The sequence below is a fragment of the Clostridium sp. ZBS15 genome (genome assembly GCF_023845705.1).
Lineage (GTDB): Bacteria > Bacillota > Clostridia > Clostridiales > Clostridiaceae > Clostridium > Clostridium aquiflavi.
In genome coordinates this window covers 55,158-75,477 of sequence record NZ_JAMQHY010000040.1, presented here as the reverse complement: position 1 = coordinate 75,477, position 20,320 = coordinate 55,158, and the positions used below count along the sequence as shown (strand labels likewise).

Below are 20,320 nucleotides of genomic sequence, written 5' to 3'. Positions count from 1 at the left end.
TTTAATATTTACAAATATTTTATATAAAATAAAAAAACTTCGTCTTCTATAAAAATATAGAGACGAAGTTGTATCCGCGGTTCCACTCTAATTGAATTAAATTAAAAATTTAATTCCTCTTCAAATTTAGCACAAATTTATGCATTATCACTATAACGGGTGATCCCGAAAAATCTTACTATAAACATTTAAATGCTTAATTCAGATTTCAACTCCAAAGTGCACTTCACATAAATTCTTGATAAAAAAATTTCAGCTAATTCTTTTCTCTCTGTAAACTTTCCTTTATGCTACTTTACTTTTTCACAGTTTTTAATTCTGAGTAAATTGATATGCTTTTATAATTTCATTATATGTTATTTCAAAAAAAAGTCAATATAATTTTTGAAATTTATTTAATTTTTCTTTTTCCAGAAAGGAAATAAAAATTCATCTATCAAATCATGGATTATTACTATTCCCGCCAGTCTATCTTCATCATCAACTACTGGTACAGTAACTAAATCATATTTAGCTGCTACTTCTATTACTTCATTTATTTCATCATCATGTTTTACACGAGAAACAGTTTCATCCATTATATCTTTTATTTTTTTACTGCTATCATTTATTATTAAATCTCTTAAAGAAATCATTCCTTCAATCTTGTCTTCTTCATTTGTTATATATATATAATACATAACTTCTTCATCAGGCTGCATTTCTTTAAGTATATCTAATGCATCAGAAATTGTTATATCTAAGTTTAATGATATAAATTCTTTACTCATAATACTACCAACAGTTTCATCTTCATATTCTAGTAATTCTTTAACTTCTTTTGCATCTTCTTTTTCTAAATTTATTAATATTTTTTCTCTTTCTTCTTCATCTAAATCATCTAATAAATCAGCAATTTCATCATTAGCCATATTTTCTAACAACTCAGCAGCTTTAGTTTCTGATAAATCCTTAATTATACTCCCCTTATATTCAGGGTCTATTTCTTCTAATGTATCTGCTGCTAAATCCTCATCTAATGATTCAAATATTTGTTTTCTAGATCTTGCATCTAAATCTTCTAATATATCTGCAAGGTCAGCTGGATGAAGTGTAGATAATTTTTGATATGGTAATACTAATTTTAAATTATTATCAACCATTTCCAATGATTCAACATCTTCCCACATTAAAACTTTATCTTCATAATCTTTACCTAAGACTTTATATACACATTTAGCAAGTCCTGCAATATTCAATCTTCTATATCTTGCTAGAGGTCCTGTTTCAACTGCCACAACTCTATATTCTCCTGCTATTTCAGCAATTCTCAAATCATTAACTCGTACTACTTGTTTGCCATTTATATCTACTATTTTTTTATCCAACAAATTTTTTGAAAGAAGATAAGTATAAGTCATTGGAAGTATTTCTTTGCTTCCTCTTGTTTTTATTTTTACATTTCCATTATCATCTAAAAATTCTATATATCTAAATTCATAATGAAATGTGATGCCATCTTTCCTAAGTTTATAGCCTATAACTCTTGGATATCCCTCTTCAGTTGTTACATAAACATCTCTTAGCTCTCCAAGAACGTCCCCAAATTCATCGTAAATATTTTTAGATAAAATATTTGTATATAAAAATACTGATAATTTCTTCATGAAAGATTCCTCCTCTATGTTTTCAGGAAGAACTTTCATTACATTTAAATAGATGAATAGCTCTTCCTAAATATATTAAGTTGTAATTTAAAATCATTAATAATCTGAGGTCCAGCCTCCATCTTTTACACCACCTTATAATCTATAATCTAATTTTTAAACTAAATTTACAAATAGTCCTATTATTATAATTAATGTACACCTAATAAATAAGCATGCTCATTTATCTCATACTACTGCAATTAAGAAATTTTTAAACTACTAATTTATGAGATAAATATAAAAATTTAAATTACGTCATCATCTTTGTTTATTTCTACTAATTATTATATTACATAGACGCAAAAAGGCAACAAATTTTTTCTGCCAAAGCCCCTTGTATTATGATGTTACTGTTATTTTGAAATGTATAGTTATTATTTATTTAAAACTTGCGACTATTTTACTAAAATAATAATTATTGTTATTTGTAAAGTAATCTTGCGTATGTTAATATAAACTGAGTTATTATTCATAGGTTAAATGTGTCTTAACCCTTGATAAATGCTTGTTAAATGCTATATACCTTAGTAATATAAATTTAAATTAATATATGAATTGGAGTTAATTAATATATGAAACTTTGTAAAGAATTTTTACCTATATGTAAAGAAGATTTAATAAAAAGAAATATTGAGCAATTAGATTTTATAATTGTAACTGGAGATGCCTATGTTGATCATCCATCTTTTGGTACTGCTATAATTGGAAGAACCCTTGAATCAGAAGGATTTACCGTTGGAATTATTGCACAACCTAACTGGAATGATTGTGAAGATTTCAAAAAATTAGGGCGTCCTAAATATGGATTTTTAGTTAATTCAGGTAATATAGATTCTATGGTTAACCATTATACTGCTGCCAAAAGACATAGAAGCGAAGATTTATATTCTCCAGGTGGTAAATCAGGACATAGACCTGATAGAGCTGTAATTGTTTATTGCAATAGAATAAGAGAAGCTTTTAAAGATGTAGCAATTGCAATTGGTGGAATAGAAGCAAGTCTTAGAAGATTTGCTCATTATGATTATTGGGATAATAAAATAAGAAGAAGTGTCCTTCTAGATTCTAAAGCAGATTTATTGATGTATGGTATGGGTGAAAAAACAGTAGTTCAAATTGCAGACTTATTAAGATATGGTGCAAATATAAAGAATATCACTAACGTTAGAGGTACATGTTACTTAACTAATGATATATCACATATTGAAAATCCAGTTATCGTTCCATCATATGAAGAAGTGGTAAATGATAAAAATGCTTATTCAGAAGCTTATAAATTAGAATATTATGAACAAGATTCAATTATTGGTAAAACAGTAATACAAAAATATGGTGATAGATATCTAGTTCAAAATCCACCTCAAGAAAACTTAACCCAAGAGGAAATGGATATTACATATAATTTACCTTATACAAGGACTTATCATCCAATATATGAAGCTGAAGGTGGAATACCTGCAATTCAAGAAGTTAAATTCTCAATTACAAGTCATAGAGGATGTTTTGGTTCATGCTCATTTTGCGCATTAACATTCCATCAAGGAAGAGTAATTCAAAATAGAAGCCAAAATTCTATAATTGATGAAGCAACATTATTAACTACTCTCCCTGATTTTAAAGGATACATTCATGATATTGGTGGTCCAACTGCTGATTTCAGACATAGAGCTTGTAAAAAACAAGAAGTACATGGAACATGTAAGACTAAGCAGTGTATGTTTCCAGCACCTTGTAAAAATTTAAAGATTGATCATACTGAATATCTTTCTTTATTAAAAAAAGTTAGAAAATTACCTGGTATAAAAAAAGTGTTTATTCGTTCAGGTATAAGATATGATTATTTAATTCATGATAAAAATGACTCTTTCTTCAAAGAATTATGTGAACATCATATAAGCGGTCAATTAAAAGTAGCCCCAGAACATGTTGTTCCAAAAGTATTAAATCAAATGGGAAAACCAACAAGAGAAGTATATGATAGATTTGTAGATAAATACTTTAATATAAATAAAAAATTAAATAAGAAACAATTCCTTGTACCTTATTTAATGTCTTCTCATCCTGGTTCTGATTTAAATGCAGCAATAGAACTAGCACAATATGTTAAAGAAATGGGATATACTCCAGAACAAGTACAAGATTTTTACCCTACTCCTGGAAGCTTGTCAACTACTATGTACTACACTGGATTTAACCCTCTTACTGGAGAAGAAGTTTATGTTCCTAGAACTCCTGAAGAAAAAGAAATGCAAAGAGCTTTAATTCAATTTGCTGTACCTAAAAATCATAAAAAGGTAAAAAAGGCCTTAATTGCAGCACATAGAGAAGATTTAATTGGTAATGATAAAGATTGTTTGATTGGTTTTACACCAGCTAAACTTGGATATCAAGGTAAAAATAATAAAAATAAATCATCTAATAATGATGGCGAAAAGAGTTCACATACAAATGGCACTAGAACTTCTAATAAGAATAATGCAAAATCTAATTCAAGTGCTAAAAGTATAACTCAAAGTTCTAAATCTAATTCAAAAGATAAAAATGTAGAAAATAGAAAAAAATCTTTAAGAAAAAAATCTAAAAGTAATTTTAAACCTAAAACTTCTACTAGAAGAAAATAATTTTAACTATATAAAAAGACTAATGTTTCTGTTTGTTTTGGAATCATTAGTCTTTTCTTATTTTTTATTGTATTTCTCTAATTTTTTTAAAACCATTCAGTACTAAACTCATAATTATAAGAAATATAAAATCTCCTATAACTGGATATGGGAAAACTCTTATTCCCCCTAAAATAATAATATCTTCAATCATTACAATTGAAATTGATAAAATTATAAGCCATATGCCCTTTTTATTTACAAAAGGTTTATCTAGTATAATTACATTAAAAATAAGTAGTATTCCTAATAATATTAATGAAAATAAGAATATTAATGTTTCTTTATCTATTTTTAAAATAAAACCATACAAAGTGTTTACTTGCACTGTTGATTTAGAAAAATAGATTATTAAGCCATAAACAACTGATATTATTACAGCAATAATATAGTTAGTGCTAAATTTTAAATTTTCAGATCTAAGATACACATATGTTATAGCTAAAATCATTAGAGGCACTGATATATGGTTTAAGAAAATTACAGATTTAAAATAGTATACAATTGTACTATTTTTAAGTATGCATAAAATAAATAATGTTATATGTCTTAATAAAAATAATGTAATTACAATAGTCACATATATTTTTATTTTCTTAGGTGAAACCTGTATATTCTTTTTTAAAAGTATCAGACATAAAAAAATTATAAGTAACAAAAATAAATAATATGCAAAATTCACAAATTACACTCCTATCTACATTCCTGTTACTTATATTTATTATATAATTACATATTTTATACCTATAACTACTTAATAATTACTTTACTAATCAATTCCTAAAACTTTAATTCCACTTTTAATACATTTAATATTTAATGGGAAATCTGGTCCTCGTTCTCCATCAATATCTGTAACTATATTCTCTTTAGATTCAATATATAAATCATCTGTTTTAAAGTATACTACTTTTTTAGAATCTAAATGCTCTCCTTTTAATACTTTAATAAATAATGGTATTAATTCAATAATTGGAATGGCTTTAAATATAATTACATCAAGCTTACCATCTGTCATATTTGCTTCTGTAGCTAATCTAAAGTTACCAGCACTTTCTCCATTGAATACTAATAAAAGATACATTTCACCATCATAAGTACACTCTTTAGACGTTATATTGACTTTTAGTCTTCTAAAGTTAGGTAACTCTTCTATGCCTTTTAAGTAGTACGCTAATTTACCTATAGTGTTCTTTAAGTTTACATCGGTCTTCTGAGAAACATCAGTAAAAAGTCCTGTACTTGCTACATTTATAAAATACTTATCATTTATTTTGCCAAGGTCAACTCCAACAGGTTTTGAATTTAATATTTTATTACAAGCATCTGTAATGTTATTTGGTATATTAATAAATTTACCAAAATCATTTGCAGTTCCTACTGGTAATATTCCTATTGGCAAATCTAGTTTCTTTTGTTTCATTGCATTTACAACTGAATCAACAGTACCATCGCCACCAGCTATTAATATATATTCGTAAGTATCATCTATGTCATCTAAGGCTTCATATAATGACTTTCCTTTTTGAATCCTATATGGAATTATTTGAAATTCCGCTTCTTCATGTAGTTTTATAACATTATCTAGTTCATTAACTATAATATTTTCTCCTGAGTACGGGTTATATATGAATTTAACCTTTTTCATAAATATAAATTCCCTCCAACCAAATTCGTTATACAGCTGATTATATCATTTTGTACTTTTAATGTCGATAATATATTATCTTTTATGTATTTTTATGGTATAAATTTCTTATTTTATAAATTAAGAAAATATTAATTAAATTACACCTTATATTTTAAGAACATGTATGCTATAATAATATTTCGTAAATGATTTTTAATAAATTCAGGAGTGATTTTTATGAGAAAAAGTTGTATTCCTAATATATTCACATTTATAAATCTATCTTGTGGTGTTCTTTCAATACTATCGGTTATGTATGATAGAATAGATCTTGCAAGTATTTTTATATTAATTGCCGGCTTAGTTGATAGATATGATGGTAGAGTCGCACGTTTTTTAAACGTATCTAGTGATTTAGGCAAAGAATTAGATTCTTTAGCTGATTTAGTTTCTTTTGGTGTAGCGCCATCTATACTAATATATATATTATTTGAATTTACAAATTTAGGACCAAAAGGATCTATTGGATTAATATTATTATTATTATTTCCAATATGTGGTGCATTTAGACTTGCCAGATATAATACATCTGACTTCGACGGAGTTTTTACTGGAATACCTATTACAATTGCAGGGTGTCTTTTAGCACTTTTTGCATTATTTAATTTAAAAGCTCAATCACCTATTTATATTGCAATTATACTTATGCTTGCATTTTCATATTTAATGATAAGCAATTTTAGATTAAAAAAACTTTAAAATTTAAGGGTGTATTAAGAACCATTTCTTAATACACCCTTTTCTTTTATGTTGCTATATTTTAAATAAAGGCTCTGTTTTAAATGTGTGTTGATATATGCAATAGGTAAANNCATTTACTGCTTGTCCTAATTTTATATTTCTTCGTACTCATCTTCATCTCTATTCTTATTATCTTTAAAATCCAACTCATTATCTATTTCTGTAAGTATAATATCCTTCTCTGATTTTACTGAAATATAATCACTTTTAATTTTACAATATTTTATATATCCACTTTCACACTTATCTAATGATACTATTAACTTATCAATCAACTCCCCTAATTCACTAATCCTGTCTAGTGCTTTTTTAACTTCACTTTTTTTGGCGATATTTACATTATATAATTCTGATGCTCCCCCTATAAGTAATCTATAAGAATCAACATAAGTTTTAAGTAATTGACTTAAAACAGTTATATCTTGACTCTGTTCATTTATCAAATTCCTATATTTCATAAAATATTGACCTCACACAATATAATATTTTCAAATTAATATATTATATTAATTTTATTTTTAGTAAGTATTTTTTATGTCCTTGTTGTATAAACTCACTCCTAAAAGACTGTACTACATCTCTTAATTAAAAGCGGAGAGATACAAATTTATCATTATAATTTAAACTTTGCAAATTTGCTAAAATAGTATATTTTTGAAATTTCACTCTGACTTTTTACTAGCTCTCCACTTTTTCTTTATAATTTCCTATATAACATTAAATTTTATCATATTTTTAAATTTAAACTTTTATCATTTTTACTATTTCATCAATTGACTCTCTGAATATTCTTCATCTATTTCTTCCCATATTTTTTTATTTTTAATGTCTTTTAATCCTTCTTCGATAGAAATGCCTTCTTTTCTTTCTACTTCTTCTATGATTTCTTTTTGTGTAATTTTACATTCATCTGAAAAATCACATTTACTTGCTATAAATTCACTAAATTCCTCATCATTTATTACTTCATCAATTCCTTTTAATCCACGTTTACTTAAAAGTACTTCTTCTTTTTCTTCTTTAATTTCCTCTTCTATTACTTCGTTTATCTCTTCTTCAATTTCTTCACTTTTATCTATTCTTAAATTTTCTATATCCAAATTATCTATTAAATCACTTACTGATTTAACAGGGATTAAAAAATCATTTGGAAATTTAAAATACATAATCAATTATCCCCCTATTTTTTCACATCTTTATCACAGATTTTCTCAAAGTATGCTCTAGGATATTTACATAATGGACATACATTTGGAGCTTCATTTCCTTCGTAAATATATCCGCAATTTAAGCATTTCCAATAACATGTCTCTTCACATTTAAACAATATACCTAACTTAACTTTTTCAGCTAATTCTAAATATCTTTTTTCATGTGATTCTTCAACCTCTCTAAGTTCTTTATAAAAGTCAGCTATTTCTAAAAATCCTTCATCTCTAGCAGCCTCTTCAAATTCCTTATAAATATTTTTATTTTCATTTGCCTCTCCAATTGCAGCTGATACTAAATTTTCTTCTGTTGTTTTTACATTACATAAATATCTCTTAAAAACTTCTCTTGAATGAGCGTATTCATTTTCAGCTGTTTCATCAAATACTTTAGCAATCCATCTGAATCCCTCTAACGTTGCTTTTTCTGCATATAAGTTATAAGTACTTCTAGCCCTACATTCTCCTGCAAAAGTCTTATATAAATTTTTTTCTGTTTTACTCCCCTTTAAATTCATGCTTATCTCCTAAATATTATTTAGACATTAATTAATCTTCTAATGTCATACCTTATATTAAAATATTCATTTTGTTTCTTTTTGTTACAACATCATTATGTTAACTAAACTTATAACATTTATAATATCTTTTACAAATTTTAATTAAACATAAAAGTAAAAGGATATAAGAAAAATCTCATATCCTTTTTGGGGAATAATTCAACTAATTGTAATTTCTTTATCCATATTACAAGTTATAATAACATCCTTTTTATCAGAGTCTTTAGTTATTAATTTTACTTTTTTACCCCATAACTCTTGAATGTATTTTAACGTTTCCTTTGCATAGCTTAATTCTAATTCTCTTCCATCAAATACATGCTCTAAAGTTAGTGTATAATCCTTAGTATTAAAATCAATAACTCTAATATAGGGAATTCCACCTATACCACAAGTATAACTTAAATTGTCTCTAATTGCTTTCCATCCATCTTCATCAGAAACTTCTTCAATAACAATATCAAATGTTCTTTTATTATACTCAAATAAATTAAGTTCTTCACACAATTCTCTAGTCAAATATCTTCTCAAGAATGAGCTATCTCTTTCAATTTCTCTTACTTCAAATATTTTTTCTTTTCCATACTTTTTATCTAAATCTTCAAATATCTTGAAACCTACATAATACGGATTTAACCCTCCTAATATAGGAGCTATAACGTCATTATGCCTCTTTAAGAATTCAAAATGTAATCCTTCGGGTAAGTTTAATTCTTTTAATATATTATAATGAGTATAACTTGCCCAGCCCTCATTCATTATCTTAGTTTCAATTTGTGGAAGAAAGTATTCTGTTTCTCTTTTTACAATTCTCAAAATTGTTCTTTCCCATTCTTGTAAATCTCCGTACTTTATTATAAAATCCACTACATCATCTTCTGGCTCTATAGGAATCTTGTCTAAATCCGGAAATTTAATCTCCTCACCTTGATTTAATATTCCTCTATTATCTAATTTACTTTCATAATCTTTAATCATATTTTCTTTTATTTCTTCATCTGATAACTTTTTAACCCCAATAACTCTTCCAATCTGATACCTTATAGCATGAGCTGCATCTAATATTCTCTCAACTTTTTTATATCCAATACTTGGATTATTAATATATCTTCTTATAATATCAGCATCTAGTTTAAACATTTCAATGGCATATTTTGCATTAGTTCCTTCTTTAAATAACCTATTATTCTTAAAAAAATCATTATGTCCATATACGTGAGCCATAGTCAATATTTGAAGTAATAGTGTATTTTCTTTCATTAAATATGCTAAACAAGGATCAGAATTAATTACCATTTCATAAGGAAGTCCTGTAAGATTCAATGAATATAACATTTTATTTTTTTCATAGGCTTTACCATAGCTCCAATGAGGATATCTTGATGGCATTCCTACATATGACTCATAACCTAGCATCTCATTAAAGTCTATAAACTCAAATTCTTGACTATAAAAATCTAAGCCATATTCTATTACTTTTTTCTCTATTTTATCATTCCATTCTTCAATCTCCCTTAAAGTGTAGCTCATTTTACTAATCCTCCTTTAATTCCTGTTTAAGCATAGTCTTTAAAGCTTCCCATAAATCCTTTTTCTCTTTAATAACTACAGAAATAAAATTCTTTTCATTAATGTCTTTATTGAATTTATAGTACATAGTTTGAGTATAAGTTGATGGTAAAAGCTCTGCATATCCAAACATATTACTAATCTTACAAATTTCCTTTACTGATTCTATTGCTTTTATATTATCTTCAGACCAATTATCACCATCACTCGCATAAACAGGATATATATTCCATTCACTTGGAGGATATTTTTCATCTATTAATTTTATAGCCTCTACTATTCCACTAGATATATACGTACCTCCTGATTCAGATTTGTGGAAAAATTCATATTCACTTACTCTTTTAGCAACAGTAGTATGGTATATAAATTCAAATGCTATATTGTTATATTTTCTTTTTAAAAATCTAGATAGTACAAAAAAATATGATCTTGCTAAATATTTCTTTGTTGAATCCATAGATCCTGAAGCATCCATGATAAATATCATAACTGCATTACTTGCTTTTTTAGGTTGCATTTTAACTTTATAATATCTAAGATCTTCTTCTCTAAACGGAAATCTTTCAGTTTTATAATCTCTGCCTTCTTCTATTAGGGCCCTTTTTTTACTTTGCTTTCTAGATATCTTAGCCATAACTGTTCTTTTTTTAGCAAGTCTTGGCCTTATTCCATGTCTTTGATATCCTTTTTTCTTCCCGCAGCTATCAGTTATTATTTCTGAATACTTCTTCTCATCTAAATTAGGTAGATTCAATTCATCCGATATATATTCCATAAGTTCATCAAGGGTAATTTCAGTTTCATAAACCTCATCACCCTCTTCATTGCCTGCACCCTTATTACCTTTTCCCATTGCTTTTTTAGAACCTGACTCTATTTTATCGCCACGTTTTTCCTCACCTGTTCCAGTAGCTACCCCTTTAGAATTTTTACCATATACAAATTGATATTCTTTAATACTTTTTATTGGTATTTTAAATTTTTTATTTTTACTTTGACCGACTATACTCTCTTCAGATAAGATATCGCCTAAATTTTCTTTAATTGATTTTTCAACTAATTGCCTATGTCTTCTTTTATCTTCTATTGCTCTATCGTGATCTACTTGCTTATCAGTTCTATCTCTAAAAATTGCCATATGCTAACTTAGTCCTTCCATAGGTTGTTAGCCGCATATTTTAATATTACATCACAACAATGAAGACAATAGCCATTTCGTTTCATTTCATCTACCATAGAATTATATTTTTCTGCTTGCTCTTCATTTCTAACTTTTGATTTTGTTATAATTCTAGACAAATCTTTAACTGAAGCTATAAGTTTCTTTTCTATTGCATCTTTAAGTGGTTCATATGAAGTATAATCAATCTTTCCACCATTTCTAACAACATAGAACATATATGAAGTGACATCACTTCTGAATCCTTTAGATGATGCATCATAAACTCCTATTTGCTCTTCGATACTTCTCATAAACTCTTCATCCGGATTAAGCTCTTCTCCAGTAGATACATCTTTAATTTTACTCTTATTTACAAAAGCCTCAGCATTATCTATATAATTATTAAATAAGCTTTCTGCTTGTTCTCTAAATGAAACTATAAATGCTTTTGTAATTTCTTTTTCTAAAACTTTATTATATTCTTTTCTTATAGTGTCTTGAATAAATCCTAGATACATCTTCTTTTCATCAGCTGATATATCCATTTCCTTAACTGATCTTATTAAACTTTCCATTATGCTTAAAGGATTTATACAATCGTATTCTGAATCAGCAAGAGCATTGTCTATAACCTTTATAATAAATCTAGTGCTAATTCCTTTCATACCTTCATACTGTCCAGCTTCTTCTCTTAATTCCAATATGTCGATCCTCTTAGTACTTCCCTTTTCTACAATCTCTTCACCATTATAAATCTTTAACTTAGTTATTGGATCAACTTTAGCTGATTGAGATAATCTTGATAAAATTGCAAACATAGCTGCTATCTCAATAGTATGAGGTGCTACATGAGCTTTGAAATTACTTCTATTTAAAATTTTCTTATATATTTTTACTTCCTCATCTAATTCTAAACAATAAGGAACTTCTATTTTCACTATTCTATCTAAAATAGCTTCATTTGTATGATCTGATTTAAATTTACTCCATTCTGCTTCATTTGAATGTGCTAATATTACTCCATCAAAATAAAGCATTGAGCCTTTTCCTGGTGAAGGTATTGATTTTTCTTGTGTTGCAGTAATAATAGTGTGAAGATATTCAACATCATTTTTGAAAACTTCTATAAATTCTACCATACCTCTATTTCCAACGTTAAATGCTCCGTTTAAAGAGAATATTCTTGGATCATCCTCAGAATATAAATCCATTTTAGATATATCAATAGATCCATTTAAAATAGAAGTATCTTGATTATTAGGATCTACTGGCGGCACAACACCTATTCCTTTTCTAGATCTTACTGAAAAGTCTGTTGTTTCAATTGGGAATTCTTCATATTTTCCTTTAAATTCATGATTTAATCTATATTTACATATAGGACATAAGTCTCCTTCAATTTGAACTCCTAACATCTCTTCAAATTTAGGTCTTAAATGCTTAGGTATAAGATGCAATGGTTCTTCATGCATAGGGCATCCCTCTAATGCATATATAGGATCACAATCTTCAAGTGCATTTTTTATACTTTCAACCAATGAAGATTTACCAGCTCCAACTGGACCTACAAGATATAATACTTGCCTTACTTCTTCACCTTTCATAGCTGCTGATTTAAAATAGTTACATATTTTCATGATTACTTTATCAATACCATAAAATTCATCCTTAAAAAATCCATATCTTCTTATTACATCATTGCCATATATTTTTCTTATTCTAGGATTTTCATCCCCTTTTAGTTCCTCTACTCCTTGTTTTAAAATCATATCATAAACTCTTTTATGTGATAGTTTAGCAATATCAGGATCACCCTTTACCAATTCTAAATAATCTAAAAAAGTTCCTGAAAATTTATTTTTACCATTCTTTTCTCTATCTATTTGTATAAATTCTTTAAAGTCCATATCCCCGCCTCCTTTTTATTAAAATATATTCAACAAAAAGGTAACAGTATGACAAATTTTTGTAAATTCATTAATATACTTAATAAAAACAAAGAACTGTATACTGAATTTTTCAAAAAAATATCCAGATACAGTTCTCTTAAACTTATATTATTTAATTTTTATGCTCCTCTTTTCTTAGTAAATCCCATAAAATCCATTTGTAACATGAAAATATCAGATGCAGTAATATTATTTAAACAACCATTATTAAAGTATTTTTCTCCAGTTAACTTAACCTCATCTTTTCTAACATCTTCTCCCCATATTATAGTTGGAACCCCGTCTCCAGTATGATCTCTTGCTTCACATGGAGTTGAATGATCTGCTGTAAAACTCACATAACATTTCGTTTTATCTATATTGTCTAATACATATCCAACCATCTTGTCTATCTTCTCTATAACCTCAACCTTTTTCATAGGTAAATTATCATGACCTGCAAGATCTGTTGCCTTGACATGAACCACAACCCAATCATAACCTTTATTTATATATTCTATTGCCTTTTCAGCTTTTTTATCTATTCTCGTATCAAAATTCGCAGTAAAATCATCTTCAGTATATTTTTCCATTCCTGCTAAATTTGCAATACCATAAACTGTTTTATCTCCAGCTATACATACTGCCTTAATTCCAAACTTTTCTGTTATCTTAGACATGAATTTCTTTTGTCCAACACCTCTGGTCAAAATTGTATTTGCAGGTTTTTCTCCCTGTTCAATTCTTTTTAAATTAACTGTATGATTTTTTAGTATTTTATTCGCTTTAATTGTAAACTCAAGAAGATTTTTTGCTGTTTTTTCACTTTTAATATCATTTTTATCTATTGCTGTTGGAATTACTAACTTCTCCCCTTCACAAGCTGTTCCTGGATCTGTACAAATTATTTCTTTTCCCAAACCCTCTCCTCTTAATACAACAGCTACTCTATGATCAGTTAGTTCCTTAACTAAAACCTTTGTCCCATCTTCTAATAACATTCCATTTAATGACTTTGCTAATAAATCTGTATCTTTTCTAATACGTCCAGCTCTTCTATCAATAACAATATCATTCTCATCTATAGTTCCAAAGTTACCTCTAAAAGCAATATCTCCATCATTAATTTCTATACCAGCACTTACAGCTTCAAGTGGTCCCCTACCTGGATAGACTTTACTGCTATCATATCCAAATATCTCAAGATGACCTACATCAGTACCTACTCTTATACCTGGTGCTATTGGATGTACATTTCCACACATTCCTTCACTCACTAATCTATCTAAGTTAGGAGTATTAGCTTTTTCAAGTGGAGTTAATCCATTTAATTCTTTATTAGGTCTGTCACCCAAACCATCTGCTATTATTAATATGCCTTGTCTTTTCCTCACTTTATTCACCTACTTATTATATTATATATTCTTCATTTTTAAACTTTTGTTCTTTAATTTTTCTTCTTTAGCCTTTGTTAATAAATCCTTATTCTTAACCATAAACAATATTGAAATTATTATAGCCATTCCCCAAACTATATAATTAAAAGTTTTATTTTTGTTATATATATTAATTGCAAGTTTCATATCAGATCCACTTTTAATTTTTCCAAATGCATATTTACCAAAAATTTTTCCGTCTTTTTCAAAAACTTCATATTCTTTTTCTGGATCAAAATTAACTATATTTAAAAGTTCATATCCAATAGGAGCTGCTAAATTAATTGTATAATTTTCAATATTTAAAGGAGAATTGTTTTTATCTTTAAATTCAATCATATTTATATTTTTAGGAAATGTACTTCCTATTTTAGCTCCCTTTTCTACATAAGTTTTTTCTTGTATAATTTCAAGATCAAATGTAACTTCTGTATTTTTTTCTTTGAAGTTTAATGAGTTATATTCTATATCTCCATTTTTTATAAGCTCAACATTTCCATTTTGTGTTCCATTTTCTATTGTAATTTTATTTATTTTGCTATCTTTATAAGATGGAAAATATATATTTCCATTTGAATCAGTTATAGCTTTTATACTTTCTTTTATATTTGCATTTTCTCCGTCTTTAGTAATTACATCTTCTATAGATACAAGCTTTGCATCTTTATCTGCTGCAAAAACTGGCACTGATGATGAAGTCACTAAAGTTAATACTAATACTATAGTTAGTAGTTTTTTCATATAAATTTCCCTCCTAAACTATTCCTAATACTTTAAACCAAGTAAATGAAGCACCCATTAAAATTGCCCATTTTACTAATAATACAAGTAATCCATAGATTAATTCTTGTAATACAGTAAAGTATCCTGTGTTGTAGTATATAAGATTAACCTTACTACTTGGTGGTAATGTAATCGTATCCGCAATAGTTAATGCTGCTGGTAATGCCAATGCTATTGGATTATAACCTGATGTTTTTGCTATTGCTATTATTGTTGGTATAAGTATTATTGTTCTTACTGTTTTTGATGTAAATACTAAATGACTAAAACTTGAAATAAACATTATTGTTGCAAATAAAGCATAAAAACTTAAATTTTCAATTCCCAAAGAAGTAAATATACTATTAAGCACCCATGATGCAACGCCAGTATCATTTAATGCAACTCCACCTGCATATGCTCCACATGCAAATATTAATAAGTTCCATGATATCTTGGCCTCTTTCCACTTCAATATTCCTATATAAGGCATAAAGAATAATGCTGCTGATAATATTGCAACCATAACTAAACTTAGTCTAAATCCTAATATTTTAAGTTGTCCTTTATCTAGTGCCCACATAATAACCGTGAAAGCAAAAATAATAAGTGCCTTCTTTTCTGTTATTGACATTTTTCCAAGGCTTTTATATTGATCGTTCAGTTTTTTCATGTCTTCTACAGTTACTTTTTTATTATGAACTTTAAATAATGACTTACCTATAAAAAATGAAGCTATTAATGTAAGTATAGTTATTGGAGCTGATGCCATAAACCATTCACCCCATGAAATTTCATGACCTGAAAGATCTCTTATAAAGCTGACTGCAAGTATTTGTGATGATGTAGCTGTTAATATAGCAGCAGTTGATAAGTTATTTGATTGAATTCCTTGTAATGCTAATAATCTACCAAAGTTATTTTTAGGATCATCTAAATTAACATGAAAAGCTTCTATTACTAGCATTACTATAGGGAACATCATAGCAGCACGAGCAGTTGTTGATGGAACAACAAAAGCTATTAGAAAATTTGTTGCCATAAGTAATGCTAATATATTATTAGTACTCTTCCCAAATTTAGTAATAAGAAATAATGCTAACCTTTTAGCAAGTCCACTCTTTTCCATACCAGATGCTATTATGAAGGCTGCAAAAGTTAACCAAATAACTTCATACCCTAAAACCCCCATAACTTGAGTCTCGTTCCAAGCACCAGTTAATGGTAAAAGAACTATAGTAAGTAGTGCTGTTACATAATTAGGTATACTATTTGTTATCCATAATGTTAATGCAAATAAGAATACCCCCATTGCCATCTTTCCTGAATAAGAAAGTCCGTTTGGTGTTGGCATTGTAAAAATTATTGCAAATAATATAAGTGCTATTGGTAAACCAAAAAACTGCATTCTTATCTCAAAAGTACTTTTTTGTTTTTTTATCTTTACTTCTTTTTCTGAATTGCTCAAAATACATTCTCCTCTCATTTTTGTATTAGTTTCCTCGAGAATTATTCTAACAGTAAATCAAGTTACATATCCAATTACAAATACTTATTAAAAATTTTCTTTTTACTTTTACTATAAGCATTTTTTATAGTTACTTGTTTATTAGATTATTAATGTGTAGTATAATTTTACTAAAATAAACATATATTAAGGGGTATTGAAATGAATATTCAAAATATAAAAACATTTCTTATTCTCTCTGAAAATAAAAACTTTACCAAAACTTCCGAAGAGTTATTCTGTACTCAAGCTGCTGTGTCCCTTAGAATAAAAAGCTTAGAATCATATTTTAATACAAAGCTATTTTCACGAGATAATAAAGATGTAAAATTAACTGAAGCTGGAAAAGAATTTTTACCATATGCTAGAAAAATATTAGAATCAACAAATGAGGCTAAACTCAAGATTTCACTATTAAATGATTTAAAAGAACAGAAAATAAACATTTCATGTTCTAGCACACCAGGAACTTATATACTTCCTGATATAATATATAAATTTAATTTAAAACATCCATACATCTCTATATTAAACGATGTCAAATACGCTAAAGATGTAATACAAAACATAAAAGATAATGTATGTTCAATTGGTTTAATAAGCCAACCTGAATTTTTTGATGATGATTTAATTTGTGAAGTTATTGGTGAAGACCCATTGGTGTTATTAGTAGGTAATAACCATCCTTTTACCAAAAAAAAATCTATAAGTATAAATGATTTAAAAAACAGTACTTTCCTAATATCAAATCCTAAAAGTTCAATAACTAAATATTTTGAAAGTATAGGTAATTTTAAATTCAATTCTGAAAAGATTTACACAATAGGTAATATTGAAGCTATTAAACAAGGAGTTATTTCAAACATTGGAGTATCAGCTTTATCTTACTACTCAGTCAAAAATGAACTTAATTATGGACTAATTAAATCTATTCCATTTAAAGAAAACATAAAAATTAGTAGAAAACTTTATCTTATAAAAAATAAAAATTATAAAAAATGTATCGCTGATGAAGTATTTATTGATTTTTTAAGACATTCTTTAAAACAATTATAATAAGATTTTCTTATACACAAGTATTATTTTATTAACAGTAATGTTATTTTCTGCTAACTGCTAAGTTCTCTCATAAATCATTAGTGTAACCAACATAATATTCTAAATAAAAACAAGTGAAGTCTATACTAATTTAGTTTAGTTAAACTTCACTTTCCTTTAAATACATCGTGATATTTGTTTAAAACAAAGCGATTATTTTTAATATTTCTTCCCCATAATCATTTATTTTCTTTTCACCAATACCTCTAATATCTAATAATTTTTCTGCATTATCAGGTTTACTATTACATATATCAATTAAAGTTGTATCTGAAAAAATTATGTATGGTTTTTTATTTTCTTTAAACGCTTTTTCTTTTCTCCATTTTTTCAATGCCTCAAATAATTCTATATTTAAAATGCTTTCTTCTTTGTCTAAAATTTTAAATATAACTTTTTCTTTGTTTTTTAAGACTTTATATGAACGTTGATTAAGTTTTAACATTGAATATGTTCCTTCTTTTAAATCTACATATCCTTGCTTTAATAAGCTATTAATCAAATCTTTAATTAATGAACTACCATATTCTCTCATTATTCCATAAGTTGTTACTTTATCCAAATTATTTTGTATTATCTTAGGGCCTTTAAACCCTTTTAATATATCTATAAGTACTGATATTCCATATTTTTCTCTTGTTCTAAAAACAGTTGATAAAACCATTTGACTTTCCTTTGTAAAATCTTTTAGCTCATCATCATTTAAGCAATTACTGCAATTATTGCAGTAATTTAATTTTCCATAATTTCCAAAATAATTTAATATATATTTTCTATAACATTCTTTTAAATTGCAATAATCAATCATATATTGTAATTTTCTAAGATGAACTTCTCGTGTTTTAAAAGATGAACTCTTATTTATTATATATTCGACTCTTCTTATATCACTTTCATAATAGAAAAGATAACAATCGCATTTTTCTCCATCTCTTCCCCCTCTTCCTATTTCCTGATAATAACATTCTATATTTTGAGGGATAGTAAAATGTACTATAAATCTTATATTTGACTTATCAATGCCCATTCCAAATGCATTAGTTGCAATCATTACATTAAATTTTTCAAATAAAAAACCTTCTTGAAAACTTTCTTTTTCTTCATCTTTAAGCCCACCGTGATATTTTCCGACACTATAGCCTAAATCATTTAAATAGTAATAAAGATTATCTACTTCTTTTTGTGAAGCACAATATACTATTCCTGATTGTTCTTCATGACTTCTTATAATATCTTTTAATTCTTCTAATTTATCAATTTCTTTTAAAACAGTTAATTTTAAATTTTCTCTATTAATATCACCTATGTATATATATGGTTTAAATAACCCTAAAAGATTTATTACATCATCTTTTACCTCTTTTGTTGCTGTTGCTGTAAATGCAGAAATTACTGGTTTGTTCTTTAAAAGTTTATAAAACTCTGAAATTTGCAAATAGCTTTTTCTAAAGTCATGACCCCATTGAGATACACAATGAGCTTCATCAATAGCTATTTGAGAAATATCTAAATCTTTTATCATATTTCTAAATATATTTGATTCCAATCTTTCAGGTGCAATATATATTATTTTATATTCATTTATGGAAGCTTCTAATAATATGTTTTTAATCTCCTCAATACTTTGAGTGCTGTTTATGTATGCTGCTTTTATACCACTTTCAACAAGATTATCAACTTGATCTTTCATTAGAGATATTAACGGTGAAATTACAAGAGTTATACCATTAAAAATTAAGGCTGGTATTTGATAACAAATTGATTTTCCTGCACCTGTAGGCATAAGGCAAAAGGTATCTCTACAATTAAGAATACTGTTTATTATTTCATATTGTCCTCTTCTTAAAGTGCTATATCCATAATACTTCTTTAATACATAAAAAACCTTTTCTCTATTATCCATGAATTCCTCCCCCTTAATAATTAATTTAAAGTGTCTCTAAATAAAGTATATCTTAAAAAATCCAAATAATAAGCCAATTGTTTCATTCCTTGAACTGCTTTACTATTTACAGACATTCTATATCCAATTAACCCCAGAATAGCTATTATAATAATTATTATAAAGACTATTATTTTATTATTTTTAATGTTCATAATCAGTTCTCTTTTATTATTCTCATTATATAGTATATACCAGAGATAATAATTCTCAAACCTAAGTTAAAGTATTTTTAGATTTCTCCTTATTTAACTGTAAAATTATGTGTAAACTATTAGCTATAAGAACAAAAGATATACGCATGATTTTAAAGAGATAATAATAAATTTATATGAATAACTTTAAAACGTCTATACTACAATAATT

17 protein-coding genes and 1 other annotated feature are annotated in these 20,320 nt (G+C 26.9%); of the genes, 3 read left to right on the top strand and 14 right to left on the bottom strand.

What is annotated here, in order from left to right:
- Positions 1-55: 55 nt before the first annotated feature.
- Positions 56-316, bottom strand: a binding site (T-box leader).
- A gap of 79 nt (positions 317-395) precedes the next feature.
- Positions 396-1,646 (bottom strand): magnesium transporter MgtE N-terminal domain-containing protein, encoded by a 1,251-nt coding sequence (locus tag NG904_RS12405; RefSeq protein ID WP_252211925.1) that lies wholly within the window; start codon positions 1,644-1,646, stop codon positions 396-398.
- 614 nt (positions 1,647-2,260) lie between these two features.
- Here NG904_RS12405 and NG904_RS12400 point away from each other — a divergent pair.
- Positions 2,261-4,309, top strand: coding sequence for a YgiQ family radical SAM protein (locus tag NG904_RS12400; protein WP_252231813.1), 2,049 nt, complete (start codon positions 2,261-2,263; stop codon positions 4,307-4,309).
- A gap of 64 nt (positions 4,310-4,373) precedes the next feature.
- Here the strand turns inward: NG904_RS12400 and NG904_RS12395 are convergent, their stop codons facing one another.
- A complete protein-coding gene (locus NG904_RS12395; RefSeq protein ID WP_252211922.1) occupies positions 4,374-5,030 on the bottom strand; it encodes a hypothetical protein in 657 nt (218 codons plus the stop codon).
- 87 nt (positions 5,031-5,117) lie between these two features.
- Entirely contained in the window at positions 5,118-5,996 is an 879-nt protein-coding gene (locus tag NG904_RS12390) for a YegS/Rv2252/BmrU family lipid kinase (RefSeq protein ID WP_252231812.1), read from the bottom strand.
- 219 nt (positions 5,997-6,215) lie between these two features.
- Here NG904_RS12390 and pssA point away from each other — a divergent pair, with 219 nt between their 5' ends.
- Positions 6,216-6,737, top strand: a complete 522-nt coding sequence (gene pssA / locus NG904_RS12385; protein WP_252231811.1) for a CDP-diacylglycerol--serine O-phosphatidyltransferase — start codon at positions 6,216-6,218, stop codon at positions 6,735-6,737.
- Positions 6,738-6,871: 134 nt separating this feature from the next.
- Here the strand turns inward: pssA and NG904_RS12380 are convergent, their stop codons facing one another.
- The 9 genes from NG904_RS12380 to NG904_RS12340 form a co-directional block, all read right to left on the bottom strand.
- Positions 6,872-7,237, bottom strand: a complete 366-nt coding sequence (locus tag NG904_RS12380; RefSeq protein WP_252211917.1) for a hypothetical protein — start codon at positions 7,235-7,237, stop codon at positions 6,872-6,874.
- 303 nt (positions 7,238-7,540) lie between these two features.
- Positions 7,541-7,945 carry a hypothetical protein gene (locus NG904_RS12375; protein ID WP_252231810.1) on the bottom strand — a complete coding sequence of 135 codons (405 nt, stop codon included), beginning with the start codon at positions 7,943-7,945 and terminating at the stop codon, positions 7,541-7,543.
- Positions 7,946-7,959: 14 nt separating this feature from the next.
- Complete coding sequence (locus NG904_RS12370) at positions 7,960-8,505, bottom strand: rubrerythrin family protein (RefSeq protein WP_252231809.1); 546 nt, start codon at positions 8,503-8,505, stop codon at positions 7,960-7,962.
- 201 nt (positions 8,506-8,706) lie between these two features.
- A complete protein-coding gene (locus tag NG904_RS12365; protein ID WP_252231808.1) occupies positions 8,707-10,077 on the bottom strand; it encodes a SpoVR family protein in 1,371 nt (456 codons plus the stop codon).
- A 4-nt stretch (positions 10,078-10,081) separates the two neighbouring features.
- Positions 10,082-11,257 carry a YeaH/YhbH family protein gene (locus NG904_RS12360; protein ID WP_252231807.1) on the bottom strand — a complete coding sequence of 392 codons (1,176 nt, stop codon included), beginning with the start codon at positions 11,255-11,257 and terminating at the stop codon, positions 10,082-10,084.
- 8 nt (positions 11,258-11,265) lie between these two features.
- The gene (locus tag NG904_RS12355) at positions 11,266-13,188 is read right to left on the bottom strand and encodes a PrkA family serine protein kinase (protein WP_252231806.1); all 1,923 of its coding nucleotides are present in this window, start codon (positions 13,186-13,188) and stop codon (positions 11,266-11,268) included.
- A 161-nt stretch (positions 13,189-13,349) separates the two neighbouring features.
- Complete coding sequence (gene apgM / locus NG904_RS12350) at positions 13,350-14,603, bottom strand: 2,3-bisphosphoglycerate-independent phosphoglycerate mutase (protein WP_252211907.1); 1,254 nt, start codon at positions 14,601-14,603, stop codon at positions 13,350-13,352.
- 21 nt (positions 14,604-14,624) lie between these two features.
- The gene (locus NG904_RS12345) at positions 14,625-15,386 is read right to left on the bottom strand and encodes a hypothetical protein (RefSeq protein ID WP_252211905.1); all 762 of its coding nucleotides are present in this window, start codon (positions 15,384-15,386) and stop codon (positions 14,625-14,627) included.
- A gap of 13 nt (positions 15,387-15,399) precedes the next feature.
- Entirely contained in the window at positions 15,400-16,875 is a 1,476-nt protein-coding gene (locus NG904_RS12340; protein WP_252231805.1) for an SLC13 family permease, read from the bottom strand.
- Between the two features lie 201 nt (positions 16,876-17,076).
- Here NG904_RS12340 and NG904_RS12335 point away from each other — a divergent pair, with 201 nt between their 5' ends.
- Positions 17,077-17,970 carry a LysR family transcriptional regulator gene (locus NG904_RS12335; protein WP_252231804.1) on the top strand — a complete coding sequence of 298 codons (894 nt, stop codon included), beginning with the start codon at positions 17,077-17,079 and terminating at the stop codon, positions 17,968-17,970.
- A gap of 181 nt (positions 17,971-18,151) precedes the next feature.
- On the opposite strand, the gene recQ is transcribed toward NG904_RS12335, so the two are convergent.
- Together recQ and NG904_RS12325 are read right to left on the bottom strand one after the other, a co-directional pair.
- The gene (gene recQ, locus NG904_RS12330) at positions 18,152-19,915 is read right to left on the bottom strand and encodes a DNA helicase RecQ (protein WP_252231803.1); all 1,764 of its coding nucleotides are present in this window, start codon (positions 19,913-19,915) and stop codon (positions 18,152-18,154) included.
- A 20-nt stretch (positions 19,916-19,935) separates the two neighbouring features.
- Positions 19,936-20,109 (bottom strand): hypothetical protein, encoded by a 174-nt coding sequence (locus NG904_RS12325; RefSeq protein ID WP_252231802.1) that lies wholly within the window; start codon positions 20,107-20,109, stop codon positions 19,936-19,938.
- Between the last annotated feature and the right edge of the window lie 211 nt (positions 20,110-20,320).